Consider the following 14963-nt stretch of genomic DNA (forward strand, 5'->3'; position numbering starts at 1 on the left):
GAGCCGGGATCACCGTGGCCCGGTGGTAGTAGCGGGGAAGGCCGTGGCCGGGTCAGTGGGCGGCGTGGCGGTGGCCGCTTCGGGCGGACCGGTGGCGGTAGCGGTGGGACAGGGCGTGGAAGGCCTCCTTCGGTTCCCAGTGCCAGCCGGAGGCGGGGTCGTCGGGCGGTCCTTGATGGTCTTGGTGAGGGCGTAGCTCGCCATGTCGAGGTCGTGGCGCGGGCCGCCCGGGCGGTTCGGGGCGTCGGGGGTCACGAACTGGAAGGCCATCGCCGCGTACAGGTCCATCGAGGAGAAGGCGTCGAGGAGTTGCATGAGATACGTCGCCTGGGTGCGCTCGCTGCGCACCGGATCGCCCTTGATCTCCGGGGGCGCCTTGTCGTGGTCGACGATGTCCCAGCCCATCCCCGCGGTCTCGGGCGCCCCGACGTACGCGCAGGTGCCGAACTCGGTGACGGCCAGCGGCTTGCCCCACCGCAGATGGCGGCTCAACTCCCGTACGCAGTCGGCCTTGTGGGGGAGGTACGAGTAGTGGTCGATGCCGACGATGTCGAAGAGGCGCCAGTCGACCTCGTCGTCCTGGGCCGCGGCGTAGCTGAGCCGGCCGTGGAAGACGGACCGGCCGACCGCCGCCGCCTTCGCCGTGAAGCGGTCCTGGCGGCGCTGCATCGCGACGGGGTCGACCCTGCCGTCGAGCAGGTTCCGGACGCGTTCGAGGACGTCGGCTCCCGGGACGATGCCGGGCACGAAGAGCCAGAACCCGCAGCCCACGCTGAGATCCACGGCAGCGCCGTGCCTGCGCAGCCGCTCCGCGAACCGGCCGGTCTCGGCGAGGTGTTCCAGGATGTCCTTGCGCATCCGGGCCGCGCTGAAGGCCTTGCCCGGCGTTTCCCCCGTACCCACGGTGTACACGACCCCGTGCCGGCGCAGCCCGCCCCGCGCGTCACGAATCCGCCCCGAGCACCTTCGTCAAGCGCTACGTCCCCGAGTCCAAGGGCCGCACCTCGAAACCCTCGAAGCCGAACTCCGGGCGCGCTTCTCCTGAACCATTCGAACCCTTCGAACCATTCGAACCCTTTGTAAGGACTGACCGTGGCCGTACGTGTAGGAGTCATCGGCGCCGGCTGGATCGGCCAGGAGCACATCCGGCGCCCGGGTGCTCCGCCGTGGTCGCGGCGGACGACGTGGACGCCGTCCTCGTGACGTCCTGGGGCCGGACCCACGCCGAGCATGTGCCGGCCGCGGTAGCCGCAGGGAAGCCGGTGTTCTGCGAGAAGCCCCTCGCCACCACCGTCGCGAACGGTCTGAAGATCGTCGAGGCGGGGCAGGCGCACGGCCGCCGCCTGGTGCAGGTCGGCTTCATGCGGCGCTACGACGCCGGCTACCGGCAGCTGAAGCAGGTCATCGACTCCGGCCGGATCGGCGAGCCGCTGATCGTGCACTGCGCCCATCGCAACCCGGCCGTTCCGCTGTCGTACACCTCCGACATGGCTGCCCTGGACACGGCGGTGCACGAGGTGGACGTGCTGCGCTGGCTGCTGTACGACGAGATCGTCTCCACGCAGGTGGTCACCCCGCGCGCCACCAGCAAGCGGTTCCCGCACCTGAAGGACCCGCAGATCATGCTCTTCGAGACCGCCAAAGGGATCCGCATCGACCTGGAGGTCTTCGTCAACTGCCAGTACGGCTACGACATCCAGTGCGAGACGGTCGGCGAGGAGGGGCTGGTCCGGCTGCCCGACCCGGCCGCGGTCGGCGTCCGCACCGCCGGAGCGCACAGCAGCGAGGTGCTGACGGACTGGGCGGGCCGCTTCGCGGACGCCTTCGACACCGAGTTCCATGAGTGGATCACGAACCTCACGGAGGGCGACGAGCCGACCGGCCCCTCGGGCGGAACTCGGCCACAAATACGTCGAGTTGTCCCCGCGCGACGACTTCATGCCGTTCTTCCTGCATCCGCGCGCCGACGACGAGAGGATCGCGGAGCTGAAGTAGTCCCTGCGCGACCACGGGGTCCAGCTCTCCTCCGTGCTGCCGCTGTACAAGTGGTCCTCGCCCGAGGAGACCGAGCGGCAGGCGGCCGTCCGCTAATGGAAGCGGATGATCGAGATCACCGCTGACCTGGAATGCCCGCTGATGAACTCGGAGTTCAACGGCCGCCCCGAGCGTTCGGCGGAGGGCGAGGCCGCATTCTGGCGCTCGCTGGAGGCACTGCTGCCCGTGTTCGAGCGGGAGAGCATCGCGCTGAACCTGGAGGCGCACCCCGACGACTTCTGTGAGGAGAACACCCCCGCGGTCGACCTGGTCCGTGCGGTCAACAGGCCCTGGGTGAACTACCCTGTACTGCGCCCCGCACCTGTCGGGGGCGGATCCGACGGCGGACATCGGGCGATGATGCGTTACGCGGGCGACAAACTGCAGCACGTGCACATCGCGGACATGTTCCACCACAAGGGTTCTTCCGGGCTGCGGTACATCCTCAGCCCGCCCGGCACCCCGGCCCGTATCCACCAGCACCTGGACATCGGGCAGGGCGAAGTGGACTGGGCGGCGTTCTTCGATAGTCTGCGGGAGCTGAAGTTCGACGGCGTGGCCACAGCCTGTGTGTTCGCCTGGGAGGAGAGAGCCCGGGAGTCCTCGGCGTTCATGCTGGAGCGGATCACGAAGGAACTGGCCGCCTAGGCCGTCCCCGGGCCGGGGCGGGTTGTTCAGGGCGGTGAGCGGAGTGTCACTCGTACGGGTACACCCGGTCCGACCGTCCGTGGCATATGGCGGGGTGTGTCGTTCGGCAGCAGTGTGATGTTTGCCATGTGACTGTGATGGGCCTGGGGTAAACGGGCAAGGTTCCCCGTTAGGCCCCACGCCAACCCTCTGCGGCAGGTGATTCGATGACCACGGCGACGACCCGGACGCTCCGGACGACGCCGCCCGCCCGTACCGGTGATTCGACCGCTCGGGATTCCCCAGCCGCCGTCATGCCCTCGCTGCCCTCTTTGACGGGTTTGCGATGGATGGCGGCGCTGCTGGTGTTCGGACTGCATGTGAACAATTTCGGCTATTTCGGAGGGACTGGTGGCCGCCTCGTTTCCTGGGGATTCGGCGCCGGTGCCACCGGAGTGTCGTTCTTCTTCGTACTGTCCGGCTTCGTCCTGACCTGGTCGGCTCGACCTCGCGACCGCGCGCTCGCCTTCTGGAGACGCCGCATCGCACGGATCTACCCGGTGCATCTGGTCACCCTGGCCCTGGCGCTGGTCATGGCGTACACGCTGGCGAACCAGCCGAAGCCGTCGCACAAACAGGCCCTGTCCAATGTGCTGCTGCTCCACTCCTGGTGGCATCCCTGGTGGCAGACACTGAACCCGGTGAGTTGGTCCCTTGCCTGCGAGGCGTTCTTCTATGCCTCCTTCCCGCTGCTGATCCTGCTGCTGCGCCGGCTCGGCGCGCGCGGTTCGGCCCTGCTGGCCGGTCTGTCGGTGGTGGCGGTGCTGGTGCTGGCGTGGACGGACGCCCACGACTGGTGGACCTACACGCTGTACGCGCTCCCCGCCGCCCGGCTCCCCGAGTTCGTCCTCGGCGCGGCCACGGCGCGGCTGGTGCTGCTCGGCCGGTGGCGCGGGCCCGGCCTGGAGGCGTCGCTGGCCCTGGCGGTCATCGGCTACTTCCTCGTCCCGCAGGTCACCCCCGGCTACTCCGCCACGGTGTGCACCATCGCCGGGTTCGGGCTGCTGATCCCGGCCGCGGCGGTCGCGGACGTGCAGGGGCTGCCCTCGCTGTGGCGGCGCCGGCGGCTGGTGCGGCTCGGTGAACTGTCGTTCGCGTTCTACATGATCCATCTGCTGGTGCTGCGCGCCGCCACGCAGCTGCTCGGGACGAAGCCGCACTTCGGACTGCTGGCCGGGGTGGCCGTCACGACGACCGCGTTCGCCGTGTCGCTCGGGCTGTCCTGGCTCCTGTACGAGATGGTGGAGCAGCCGGGGAGACGCCTGCTGCTGCGCCCGCGGCGCCGCCCGGCTCCCCGGCAGGATCCGGACCGTACCCCTCACGAGGCACCGGCCGCGGCACGGGACTGAGCCGGTTCCCGAGCCTTTCGGAGCCCTTGACCGGCAGCACGAAAAATGCCCTCGGCTCTATCGCGGAGGGCCTCGTGCCGGGGCACCATGAGCCCCGGAAGGCTTGCGGGCGCCCGCCGAGGGGGGCGCCCTGCTTCCCCTCCGCCGCCCGCTCAGACACCCGCCGAAGCCCTCGGGCCGAGCCCGGCGACCTGGCGTTCCGCCGTCCCCACCCCTAGGTTCTGCGCATCGGAAAAGGGGGGCGGGATGGACCGGAACATCCGCACGGTGGAGGCCGACCGCTGGACGGAGGGTGCGGTCGGGTGGTGGGACGGTTTCTACGCGGAACGGGACAGACCGGTGCCGTTCTTCGCGGCGAAACCGGACGAGAACCTGGTGTCCTCCCTGGACCGCGGTCTGATCGCGCCGGGCCGGGCCCTCGACCTGGGCTGCGGCCCCGGCCGTAACGCGCTGCACCTCGCCGCAAGCGGTTTCGGGCGGCGTTGGCCGTGTCGCAGGTCTGGGCGGCTCCCTACGGAAGGCGGGGTCAAGCGGCTGACCCCGAGGCTTAGTTCATGTTTTGATTTAAGTGGTGAGGCGAGCGGGCGGCAAGCCGTCGGAAGTCAAAACCTTCAGAACCGCATGCCGTGTCCCCGGGTCAGGACGAGATGGGGATCGTAGCGCCGTTTGGCGTCGGCGAGGGCCGGCCAGCGGCTGCCGTAGTGGTCCCGCCAGTCGGCATCGGACAGGGGCAGGGCGTTGACGGGATAGGCGACGGCGCCGTAGGCACGGGCGAGTTCGTAGGCGGCGCGGTTGGCGGCCACCATCGCGGCCGCCGGCTCCGGACTGTCCGGCGGGGCCGTGCGCAACAGGGCGAAAAGGTGGAGGACTTGACCGGGGGGACAGCGGAAGAGGGGTGCGCGCAGCCGGCCGGAGAGCAGCGGGTACAGCAGGACGAGGCCGGTGTCGCGCAGGTCGGCGAAGGCCGCCTCGGCGAGGACGGCGCGGACCACGGACTCGGCGCTGTCGTGCGGGAGCAGCAGGTTGAGCCACGGGTGCGGATACAGCCACTCCCCCGTCGCCCGCAGGACCTCCTCGTCGGTGTCCACGCGCTGGGCGAACTCGCCGTACCCGAGATCCTCGACCTCCGTGGCGGCGCGGTCGTGCGCGAGTCCGTCGAGCGGGGCGGTGTCGTCGGGCGGGCACGGGCCGGTGTGCGCGGCCACGGCCTCGATCATGTACTGCCAGCCGTGCTCGCCCGCCGGCCGGGCCTGGCCCTCCAGATACGTGAAGCGCTGTTCCTCGGCGAGCCGCCGCTGGTCGGCGAGGTAGCGGGTGAGGTCGGTGTAGTACAGGCAGTAGCGGCGGACCCGGTCGGGGGCGGGGACCAGCCGCAGGGTGGCGGTCACGATGACGGCGCACTGGCCGAGGCCGGCGAGCACGGAGTGGAACAGCTCGGGGTCCCGGTCGGGTGAGCAGACCCGGTGCTCCCCGGCTCCGGTCACCACCTCCAGCTCCAGGACCTGGTCCGCGACCAGGCCGTGCCGGTGGCCGGCGCCGCCGAGTCCGCCCGCGGACAGGACGCCGCCGACGCCCGCGCCGAGGTAGTCGGTGAGGACCGGCGGGGTGCGGCCGTGCGGGAGGGTGGCGGCCAGCACGTCCCGCCACAACGCGCCGGCCTGAACGGTCACTTGGCCGTCCGTCACGGGACCGACCCGGTTCAGCGCCCGCAGGTCCAGGACGATCCCGCCGTCCGACTGGCCCTGGCCGTACATCGAGTGTCCGCCGCCGCGCGCGCTCACCGCGATGCCCCGGGGACCGGCGAACTCCAGCAGGTCCTTGATCTCGGCGGCGGACTCCGGGCGCAGCACGCCGAGCGGCTCGGCCCGCACGAGGTGCCCGAAGTCCTGTGCGGCCTCCTGGAGGGTCTCGGGGCGGGTGTCCAGGGCCGGGCCGAAGCGGGCGGCGAGGTCGTGGGCCGTCGTCATGCCGGAATCACATCAGACGGGCCCGGTGTGCGTCGAGATCGCCGTCAACTGCCTTCTGCTGCCTGCTTCTTGATGAGGTGCAGCAGGGCGGCGTGCGTCTGGGCGTCGGCCGCCGCGACGAGCCCGCCCGCGCCGGTGAGCACGGGCTCGCCCTGCAGACCGGTGACGGTGCAGCCGGCTGCCCGGCACAGTGCGATGCCGGCCGCGAAGTGCACGCTGTCGCGCAGGTCGCCGTCGGTGACGTAGGCGGCCCGGCGGCCGGCGGCGACCCAGGCCACGGCGAGCGTGCTGGAGATCACCCGGGGCCGGAAGCGGTCGGCGAAGCCCGGGTCGGCGAGCAGGCGGGCCGGGTGGAATCCGGGCGCGTTGGGGAACGGCGGGTCGAGGTTGACGTCCACCAGGGCGGACCCGGACGAGGGCGCGAGGCGCTCGTCGGCGCCGTCCCCGCGGACCCATGCCGTGTCGCCGTCGGTCCAGAACACCTCGCCGCTGAACGGGTCGGCGGTCGCGGCGGCCTTGACGTCGGGCCCCTCCCGCAGGGCCACGTTCACTCCGACGAGCATGTTCCGTACGGCGTAGTTGAGGGTGCCGCACAGCGGGTCGACGAGCCAGCGGCGGTGGGCGTCGGCGGCGCCGGAGCGCCCGCTCTCCTCGCCGGTCACGGCGTCGTCGGGGCGGCCGGCGCGCAGCACGTCCAGGATGGCCCGCTCGGCGGCGAGGTCCGCCTCGGTCGCGAAGTCGCCGGCGGACTTGTCGTAGCGTGCGAGCCGGCTGCCGTAGAGATCACGGACCACGGCGGCGCCCGCCTGGGCCGCGGTCAGCGCCAGGCGGGCGTCGGATTCCCCGTTGATGATCGACATGGAGGGCAGGATAGTCGCAGGTTCCCCGGCTGCTGGAGGGGTTGGGCCCCGGCTGACGCCGATGCGGTCAGCGGTGTGTGTATGCGGTTGCGGTGAGGGACAGGCTCTGTTCCGCGGCGGAGCGCCCCGCGCCCACGGAACTCCCGCTGTGATCCGTCCAGTTGCGCACCGGTGTGGTCTCGGCGAGTCGGCCGGAGGTGCCGGAGAGGCCGAGCACGAGTCCGCTGTAGCGGTTGACCAGACGGTAGCCGCCTCCGGAGGCGTTCGGGATCACGAACCACTGCTGTCCGGCGGTCGGCCCGCCGGCCGGCGCCCTGGTGACCGTGGGCTTGGCGCCCCAGGCGCGGCCCGCCGTCGAGCCGGAGTCGACGCCGAGCAGCCGGCCGCTCGCGGCGTTGGCGAGGGTGTAGGCGCCGTCGCCGGTCGGGGTGAAGACCCAGGCGTCGCGGCCCGATCCGGTGGGCCGCGCCAGCGAGGTCGTGGCGCTGCCGCCGGCCGCCTGGGCGAGGATCCGGCCCGCGCCGCTCGCGATGCGGTAGGCACGGCTCGTGTCCACCGGCGCAGCCGTGTGTGCGGTGGTGTCGATGGTGAGGTCGACGTACTCGCCGGAGGCGTCGTGCGAGCAGCCGAAGGCGCAGTAGGAGCGGAAGGACTTGCCGACGATCGTGGAGCTGGTGCGGTTGGAGCTGTCGAGGAACCAGCGGTACCAGGAGGCGTTGGTGTAGCTGCCGGTGTCCCCGATGAGGTGCCACTTCTGGGTCGTCAGGTCGTCGGTGGCGTAGAGGTACTGCGGTGAGTTCCCGCTCTGGTCGACGGCCTGCGGTTCGCCGATGTACAGCCCGAGATAGGCGTCGTAGGCGATGTTCATGACGAAGAGCGGCGAGGTCGGGGGCATCGTGCCGGCCGCGATCTGCTGGGCGGCCGTGCCGGTGTTGGCCGGGTCGTACTCGGCGGAGGCGGGAGTGTAGCCGGTGGGGTGACCGGCGTCGACGGGGACGATGTCGCTCTCCTTGCCGCCGGTGCCGGGCTGGGACCAGGCGCCGTCGTACCACTTGCGCCAGGCGCCGGGGGCCATCTTGGCCGAGATCGGGGCGCGGGCGACGTGCTCGTAGAACGCCTTCCAGCCGCCGTTCTTGTCGATGATCCGGGAGCCGTAATAGACGTAGAAGTAGCCGGAGGCGGTGTCGACGAAGAGGCGCTGGTCGCCGTCGCCGTAGGAGTACGTCTGGTTCGGGAAGGCCGTCGTGTCGCCCCGCTCGGTGCTGTACGGCGATGTGATCGCATGGTCCTTGATGGTCCAGGTGCGGCCCCGGTCGGTGGAGACGGCGTAGTCGATGGCGTCGTAGTGCAGTCCGTCACCGAAGGGCTGCGGGGTGAACTCGTTGTGGACCAGGCCGTACCAGTCGCCGGTGTCGGGGTCGACCCACACGCCGGACAGGTCGCAGTAGTTCTTCTGGGCGTAGCCGGAGCCGCTCGGTGCGTACGTCGCCGCCCGGCCGGTGGGGCTGTTGTTGCAGCGCCAGGTGGTGTCGTCGTTGCGGTCGGCGGGGTTGGCCGGGTTCACGGCCTTGCTCAGGGTCTTGTCGAAGGTCGCGGTGTCGAAGTCCTTGCCGGTGTAGAAGTCCCAGGTGCGCGGGTCCTTGGCGCCGTACAGGGCGGCGGACTGCTGGTAATGGAAGGTGCCGTCCCGGTCGAGGTAGGGGCCGGCGGGGGTGTCCGTGGGGTGGGTGAAGGGTACCGGGGTCCCCACGGTCACGGTGTAGCTGGCGTCGGCGGACGGCGCGGCCGGCGCCGGGGACGCGAGGCCGCCGCCCAGGACCAGGGCGGCAGTCGTCGACAACACCGCCACGGCGCCGCCTGCTCTGCTCAAGAGTCGCAACTGTGCTCCTTGTTGCCGAAGGGCCGGTTGCACGGAACGATCCGGCTCCGGCGGTTTCCCCGGCAATGGACTCCGCTGCTCCGCCTCTTGCACTTTCGCGCGCGTACGACCGCTCATGTGGCGCTGACGCGTACGTGCGTCCGCTCGTGGGCGCCGGTCAGGGCTCCTCGGGCGGGGCGGCGGACAGCGGGCTGTCCCAGGCCAGTTGGCGGATCAGGGCCGCGTCCGGCTCCATGGGACGGGCCACGACGCGGCCCGGGCGGGACGGGTTGCGGCTGCCGCGGGAGATGCCTCCGCTGACGGTGATGTTGTGTTCCGTCCGGGGACGGCGGTGCCGTTCGTAGGCGGTGAACGCGGCCGTTGGGTCGGGCAGGTCGCGCAGCGCCTTGGCGAGGACCACGGCGTCCTCCAGGGCCATGGAGGCACCCTGGCCGGTCGCCGGGGAGGCCGCGTGGGCCGCGTCGCCGATGAGCACGACCCTGCCCTGCTGCCACACCGCGCCGAGCGGCATCTCCCAGGCGTTGGTGACCATGACGGGGCTCTCGGAGGCGGCCACGATGTCCGCGGCGGGTGTGGAGTCCTTGCGGAGCAGCGGCAGCAGTTCCTCGCGCCACGGGGCGCGGTGCGCGGAGCGGCTCGCGGGCAGGGGTTCCATGGTCACCCGGGCGAACCAGTACGTCTGTCCGGCCGTCGACACCGCGTACCCGAACGCGGTCTCGCTGCCCCGGACCATGGTGATGACGCCGGTGCCGTCCGCGCCGGGGGCGGTGCCGGAGTAGCCGTAGAAGACCCGCTGACCCGCGTACGAGGGGCGCACCCCGGGGGTGAGGAGGCGGCGCACGGTGGAGTTCAGCCCGTCGGCGCCGACGACGAGGTCCGCGTGGGCCGCGCTGCCGTCGGCGAACCGGGCGGTGACGCCGTGCGGGCCGTCCGTGACGGCGACCAGCCGGGCGCCGTGGCGCAGGCGGATGCCGCGCCGGTCCGCCTCGCCCTGCAGGGCCGCGTTCAGCTCGCCGCGGCGCAGACAGCGGTAGCGCAGTGCGGGGTCGGCCATCTCGCCGAGCGGTGTGTGCGTCAGCTCGGTGCCCTCGTGGTCGAGCAGCCGCAGTGAAGTCAGCGGAAAACCGACGGCCGTGACGGCGTCCGTCGCGTCGAGCTGGGCCAGGGCGCGCATGCCGTTGCTCGCCAGGGTCAGGAACGCCCCGATGTCCTCGGCCGTGTCCGGGTGTGCCTCGTACACGGCGACGTCGAATCCGGCTTTCCGCAGCCCGAGCGCCACCGCGGTCCCCGCGATCCCGCCACCGATGACCAGTACCCTCGTCACATCCGTCCCGCTCAAGTGCCACTCCTCGCGCCGACAGTGGTGGTGACCATCTAAAGGCAGGTGGCGGGCTCACCGGTGGCTCGGGGCCGGGATCCGGACATCGAGTGGCCCGAAGGGCTGAGCGGCGCGCCGGCCCGCGCCGTGCGCGGAAGTGACGCCTGTCTGACGGGTTTTTATCGGTGGAGTGGGTAGTCCCCGGCCATGCGGGTGAGTGTGGTGGATGCGGGGTCGAACACGGTTCGGTTGGTGATCGCGGATGTGGAGGACGGTGTTCCGTTGCCGGTGCACACCGTCAAGTGGAAGCTGCGCCTGTCCGAACACGTCGGTGCGGACGGCACCATCGCCGACGAGGCGGTGGAGCAGTTGGTGCAGGCGGTGGCCGCGGCCGGGGCCACCGCCCGGAGGTGGCACGCGCCAGGGCCGCTGGCCTTCGCGACCGCGGTGGTGCGCGGCGCGCCGAACCGGCAGGAGGTGCTGCGCCGGGTGGCTGCCGGGACCGGTGTCCCCATGCGCACCCTGCCGGGTGAGACCGAGGCCGAGCTGACCTTCCTCGCGGCCCGGCGTTGGCTGGGCTGGCAGGCCGGCCCGCTCGCGGTGCTCGACATCGGAGGCGGCTCGCTGGACGTGGCCTTCGGCCGGGGCAGGCTGCCCGACTTCGCCGCGTCCCTGCCGCTCGGCGCGAGCCGGCTCACCCGGGAGTACCTCGGCGTCCAGGACCCGCCGGGGCCCGGGGAACTGAAGGAACTGCGCCGCCGGATCCGCCATGAGCTGCGGGACGTGGCCTCGCGGATCCGCTGGGAAGGACCCCGCACCGCCGCGCTCAGCTCCCGTACCTTCCAGCAGCTGGCCCGGCTGTGCGGGGCGGCGCCCGGGCGGTACGGCCCGTTCGTGCAGCGGGAGTTGCGCTGCCGGGAGCTGCATGAGGCGGTCCGCACCCTTGCCGCACTGCCCGCCGCCGAGCGCGCCCTGCTGCCCGGCATCTCCGCGCCGCGCGCCGCGCAGAGCCTGGCCGGAGCGGTCGTCGGCCACACGGCGCTGAAGCTCATGGGGCTGCGCGGGGCCGTCGTCTGTCCATGGGCGATCCGCGAGGGCGTGCTACTGCGCTACATCGAGGACGGCGCGGCCTGGTGGACGGACGTCACAGATCCCGCCGACTCCACCCCACCGACCCCCACAGCACCTCTCCGCATCGCCAGCCCACTGTCCTGACCTGTCGCCGTGACGCAGTCACGGCAGGAGTTGCACCAGGGATCGGCGGCGGTGAGACGGGCGCCGGGGACGCTGTCAGGGATCAGCCGCCGCGCGGTCCGACCGTGGACCGGCCACGATCCGATCCCCAGTCACCATCCGGCCTCACTCACCCATCGCCCAGGCCGAGACGGCGACGGACGGCACCCGGGACGTGCTGGCCGGGGTGGTGTGGGCGGGCGGTCTCGGACTGGTGATCAACGGCGTACTGGTCGGCGTGGAGCGGCGGTTGTTCGCCTGGGCGCGGGAACCGCGCCCGGAGACCAGGAAGCCGGAGCGGGGCCGCCCATGACCGGGACACAGGGCGACGGGCGGCCCGGTGCGCCCCGCGCCACCGCCGTTCCCTTCCTCCTGCGCTGGTCGGTGCTGCTCGTCGCCGTCGTCTGCTGGGAGCTGGCCGCCCGTGCGCAGGACAGCGTCTACTTCCCGCCGCCGCTGCGCATCACCCGGCACGCCCGCGACCTGTGGTTCTCGGGGCCTGTCGGGCATCTGTTCCTCACCTCCGCCGCCGTTGAGACCCTCCTGCCGAGCCTGGGCCGGATGGCGGCCGGGTTCGCGCTGGCCGCCGTCGCCGGGATCACTCTGGGGATGGCCATGGGCCGCTCCCGGGCGGCGTACGCGCTGTGCAACCCGGTGCTGCAGTTCGCGCGCGCCGTGCCGCCGCCCGCGCTGGCGCCCGTGTTCGTCGTCGTCTTCGACTTCGGTACGCCCATGCAGGTGGCGTCGATCGCGTTCAGCGCCGTATGGCCGGTGCTGGTCAACTCGGCCGAGGGCGCCCGGGCCACCGATCCGCTGCGGCTTGAGGTGGCGGCCGTGCTGCGGCTGACGGCGCCCGAACGGCTGTGGTTCCTGATCCTGCCCTCGGCGCTGCCCCGGATCTTCGCGGGGCTCCGGCTCAGCCTGTCGCTGTCCCTGATCCTGATGGTGTTCTCGGAGCTGCTGCCGGGCAGCGACAACGGTATCGGCTTCACGCTCACCGACGCCCAGACTCGCTCCGACCTGCTCACCGTGTGGTCGGCACTGCTGCTGCTCGGCGCACTCGGGTATCTCCTCAACACCGTTCTGCTGGCGGTCGAGAAACGGCTCGCCGGCCCTCGGACGTCCGCTGGGAGGACGGCATGACGACGACCACGGTGCGGGACGCGGTCATGCGGCTGCTGCGCGACACCGGCATGACCACGGTGTTCGGCAATCCGGGCTCCACGGAACTGCGGATGTTCCGGGACTGGCCCGACGACTTCACCTACGTGCTGGGCCTGCAGGAATCCGTCGCCGTCGGCATGGCGGCCGGACACGCCCTCGGCACCCGGAGTGCCGCCTTCGTCAGCCTCCACTCGGCCGGCGGGGTGGGGCATGCGCTCGGCGCGGTGTTCAACGCCTTCCGCGACCGGGTGCCGCTGGTGATCGTGGCCGGACAGCAGGCGCGCTCGCTGATCCAGCTGCGGCCGTTCCTGGGCGCCGACGAACCAGCCGTGTTCCCGCGCCCGTATGTGAAGTCGGCCCGGCAGCCGGAGCGGGCCGAGGACGTGCCGGCCGCGCTCGCCGAGGCGTACCGGATCGCGATGACGCATCCGCGCGGCCCTGTGTTCGTGTCCGTGCCCGAGGACGACTGGGACCGGCCCGCCGAGCCGGTCGCGCCCCGCACGGTGCACTCGGCGTTCACGGCCGACCCCGACGCCCTCGCCGCGCTCGCCGGCCGGCTGGCCGACTGTGCGCGCCCGGCGCTGGTAGTGGGCCCGGGCGTGGACGACGAGGACGCGCTGGAGCCGGTGCGGGCGCTGGCCGAGCGGATCCGGGCCGGGGTGTGGATCAGCCCGCTCTCCGGCCGCTCCGGCTTCCCGGAGTCCCACCCGCTGTTCCAGGGGTTCCTGCCGCCGGTCGCCCGTCAACTGGCCGCGCGTCTCGCCCCGTACGACGTGGTGGTCGCCCTCGGCGCACCGGTGTTCACCTATCACGTGGCGGACGAAGGGCCGCCGCTCGCGCCCGGCACCGAGTTGTTCCACCTGGACTGCGATCCCGGCCAGGCCGCCTGGCTGCCCACCGGGACCAGCCTCGTCACCACCCTGCGGCCCGCGCTGGCCCGGCTCACCGGGCTGCTGAAGGAGCCCGACCGCGATCCGCCGCCGCCCCGGCCGGCTCCCGTCCCGGCCCGCGCGCGGGGGCATATCACGCCGGAGCTGTTCTTCGACCTGCTGCGCGCCCGGTTGCCGCACGACCGGGTCCTCGTCGAGGAGGCGCCGAGCCACCGTGACACGCTGCACGCGCGCGTGCCCGTCCAGCTGAGCGGAGGCTTCCTGACCACGGGCAGCGGGGCGCTCGGCTGGGGCCTGCCGCTCGCGGTGGGCAGGGCGCTCGCCGACCGGCGCCGGGTGGTGTGCGTGGTCGGCGACGGTTCGGCGCTGTACTCGGTGCAGGCGCTGTGGAGCGCGGCCCGGCACACGGCTCCGGTCACCTACGTCCTGCTGGACAACGGCGGTTACGCGGCCGTCCGCGCGCTGGGCTGCCGGATCGGCATCACGTCCATACCCGGTACGGACATCACCGGGATCGACTTCGCGGCGCTCGCGGAGTCCTTCGGCTGCCCGGCGGCCCGCGCCGAACACGCCGGGGAGCTGCCGGCCGCTCTGGACCACGCCCTCGGCCGCGGCGACGACGCGGGCCCCTTCCTGCTGCACCTGCGCGTCACCGGCAGCGCGGGCACCCTGTACGGACCCTGGGCCGGGTGAGGGATGCTGCGCCTCGACTCCGTCAGCCGGCACTTCGGTGAGCAGCACGTCCTGGACGGCATCAGCCTCACCGTGCCCGACGGGCAACTCCTCAGCGTGGTCGGGCCCTCCGGCTGCGGCAAGTCCACGCTGCTGCGGACCATCGCCGGGCTGCTGCCCGTGCGGGAGGCCACGGTGACGGTCGACGGGGCACCGGTCACCGGGGTGCCGGAGCGGCTCGCGGTCGTCTTCCAGGAGTACGGCCGCTCGCTGCTGCCCTGGCTCACCGTCCGCGACAACGTGGCCCTGCCGCTGCGCCGCCGGGGCCTCGGGCGCGCCGCCCGCCGCGCCGAGGCCGAGACGATCCTGGAACGCGTCGGACTGCACGGGGTCGCCCGGCGCCATCCCCGCGAGCTGTCCGGCGGCATGCAGCTGGGGGTGCCCCCAGGCCCTTAAGGCACTGGGGGAGGGTCGCCATCGCCCGCGCGCTGGTCTGCCGGCCCTCCCTGATGCTCATGGACGAGCCGTTCGGCTCACTGGACGCCGGCACCCGGGAGGATCTGGAGAACCTGCTCCTGGAGGTCCATCGCTCCGATGTCACGACCATCGTGTTCGTCACCCACGACATCGACGAGAGCGTGTACGTCGGCGACCGCGTCGTCGTCCTCTCCCCCGGCCCCGGCTCCCGCATTGTCCGGGACTTGGCGGTCGACCTGCCGGGCGAGCGCGACCAGATCAGCACGCGGAGCCTGCCGGGTTTCGTGGCCCTGCGCACGGAGGTGGGACGGGCGGTGCGGGGCGCTCCGCTGGGAGGGCCCGGATGAGCGAGTGCCACGATTCGCGGCGCGCGTCCGCGCCGGCCGGTTCGCGCGGGAGGGGTGACCCCGGATGCTCAGGGGCCACCCCTCCG

Annotated in this window: 10 protein-coding genes and 4 pseudogenes; 9 read left to right on the forward strand and 5 right to left on the reverse strand. The window is 72.3% G+C overall.

From position 1 onward, the window contains the following. Positions 1–52: 52 nt before the first annotated feature. A pseudogene (locus tag M878_RS53555) lies at positions 53–942 on the reverse strand (abortive phage infection protein); the annotation flags it as partial. A gap of 150 nt (positions 943–1092) precedes the next feature. Here M878_RS53555 and M878_RS46870 point away from each other — a divergent pair. The 4 genes and pseudogenes from M878_RS46870 to M878_RS93550 form a co-directional block, all read left to right on the forward strand. Then, positions 1093–1889 (forward strand): annotated as a pseudogene (locus tag M878_RS46870) (Gfo/Idh/MocA family protein); the annotation flags it as partial. Between the two features lie 211 nt (positions 1890–2100). Beyond that, positions 2101–2682: a sugar phosphate isomerase/epimerase family protein gene (locus tag M878_RS53560; RefSeq protein WP_023544714.1), complete on the forward strand. Its 582-nt coding sequence runs from the start codon at positions 2101–2103 to the stop codon at positions 2680–2682. Between the two features lie 206 nt (positions 2683–2888). After that, positions 2889–4070, forward strand: a complete 1182-nt coding sequence (locus M878_RS53565) for an acyltransferase family protein (RefSeq protein ID WP_031223944.1) — start codon at positions 2889–2891, stop codon at positions 4068–4070. 246 nt (positions 4071–4316) lie between these two features. Further along, a pseudogene (locus tag M878_RS93550) lies at positions 4317–4544 on the forward strand (SAM-dependent methyltransferase); the annotation flags it as partial. A 137-nt stretch (positions 4545–4681) separates the two neighbouring features. Here M878_RS93550 and M878_RS53570 read toward each other — a convergent pair. From M878_RS53570 to M878_RS53585, 4 genes are all read right to left on the reverse strand, one after another. Then, positions 4682–6037 (reverse strand): FAD-binding protein, encoded by a 1356-nt coding sequence (locus M878_RS53570; RefSeq protein ID WP_023544716.1) that lies wholly within the window; start codon positions 6035–6037, stop codon positions 4682–4684. A 44-nt stretch (positions 6038–6081) separates the two neighbouring features. Continuing rightward, positions 6082–6897, reverse strand: coding sequence for an inositol monophosphatase family protein (locus M878_RS53575; RefSeq protein ID WP_023544717.1), 816 nt, complete (start codon positions 6895–6897; stop codon positions 6082–6084). Positions 6898–6964: 67 nt separating this feature from the next. Beyond that, the gene (locus M878_RS53580; protein ID WP_342452708.1) at positions 6965–8767 is read right to left on the reverse strand and encodes an RICIN domain-containing protein; all 1803 of its coding nucleotides are present in this window, start codon (positions 8765–8767) and stop codon (positions 6965–6967) included. 166 nt (positions 8768–8933) lie between these two features. Then, positions 8934–10100, reverse strand: coding sequence for an FAD-dependent oxidoreductase (locus tag M878_RS53585; RefSeq protein WP_023544719.1), 1167 nt, complete (start codon positions 10098–10100; stop codon positions 8934–8936). A gap of 201 nt (positions 10101–10301) precedes the next feature. On the opposite strand from M878_RS53585, the gene M878_RS53590 reads away from it, so the two are divergent. From M878_RS53590 to M878_RS000000101715, 5 genes and pseudogenes are all read left to right on the forward strand, one after another. Continuing rightward, entirely contained in the window at positions 10302–11309 is a 1008-nt protein-coding gene (locus M878_RS53590; RefSeq protein WP_031223951.1) for a Ppx/GppA family phosphatase, read from the forward strand. Between the two features lie 193 nt (positions 11310–11502). Further along, positions 11503–11640: a hypothetical protein gene (locus M878_RS97270; protein ID WP_023544721.1), complete on the forward strand. Its 138-nt coding sequence runs from the start codon at positions 11503–11505 to the stop codon at positions 11638–11640. Further along, on the forward strand, positions 11637–12470 hold the full coding sequence (locus tag M878_RS53595) for an ABC transporter permease (protein ID WP_023544722.1): 834 nt from the start codon (positions 11637–11639) through the stop codon (positions 12468–12470). Before M878_RS97270 ends, M878_RS53595 begins: the two co-directional genes overlap by 4 nt. After that, positions 12467–14074: a benzoylformate decarboxylase gene (mdlC, locus tag M878_RS53600; RefSeq protein ID WP_023544723.1), complete on the forward strand. Its 1608-nt coding sequence runs from the start codon at positions 12467–12469 to the stop codon at positions 14072–14074. The genes M878_RS53595 and mdlC overlap by 4 nt, the downstream gene beginning before the upstream one ends. A 3-nt stretch (positions 14075–14077) precedes the next feature. Next, positions 14078–14877, forward strand: a pseudogene (locus M878_RS000000101715) (ABC transporter ATP-binding protein). The last annotated feature ends 86 nt before the right edge of the window (positions 14878–14963 follow it).

It is taken from the genome of Streptomyces roseochromogenus subsp. oscitans DS 12.976 (assembly GCF_000497445.1).
GTDB classification, from domain to species: domain Bacteria; phylum Actinomycetota; class Actinomycetes; order Streptomycetales; family Streptomycetaceae; genus Streptomyces; species Streptomyces oscitans.

Bases quoted from the DNA above. Each gene is read 5' to 3' on its own strand.
- M878_RS53595 (WP_023544722.1), top strand. From the start codon at position 11,637: ATGACCGGGACACAGGGCGACGGGCGGCCCGGTGCGCCCCGCGCCACC.
- M878_RS53570 (WP_023544716.1), bottom strand. From the start codon at position 6,037: ATGACGACGGCCCACGACCTCGCCGCCCGCTTCGGCCCGGCCCTGGAC.
- M878_RS53590 (WP_031223951.1), top strand. From the start codon at position 10,302: ATGCGGGTGAGTGTGGTGGATGCGGGGTCGAACACGGTTCGGTTGGTG.
- M878_RS53560 (WP_023544714.1), top strand. From the start codon at position 2,101: ATGATCGAGATCACCGCTGACCTGGAATGCCCGCTGATGAACTCGGAG.
- M878_RS53565 (WP_031223944.1), top strand. From the start codon at position 2,889: ATGACCACGGCGACGACCCGGACGCTCCGGACGACGCCGCCCGCCCGT.
- M878_RS53575 (WP_023544717.1), bottom strand. From the start codon at position 6,897: ATGTCGATCATCAACGGGGAATCCGACGCCCGCCTGGCGCTGACCGCG.
- mdlC (WP_023544723.1), top strand. From the start codon at position 12,467: ATGACGACGACCACGGTGCGGGACGCGGTCATGCGGCTGCTGCGCGAC.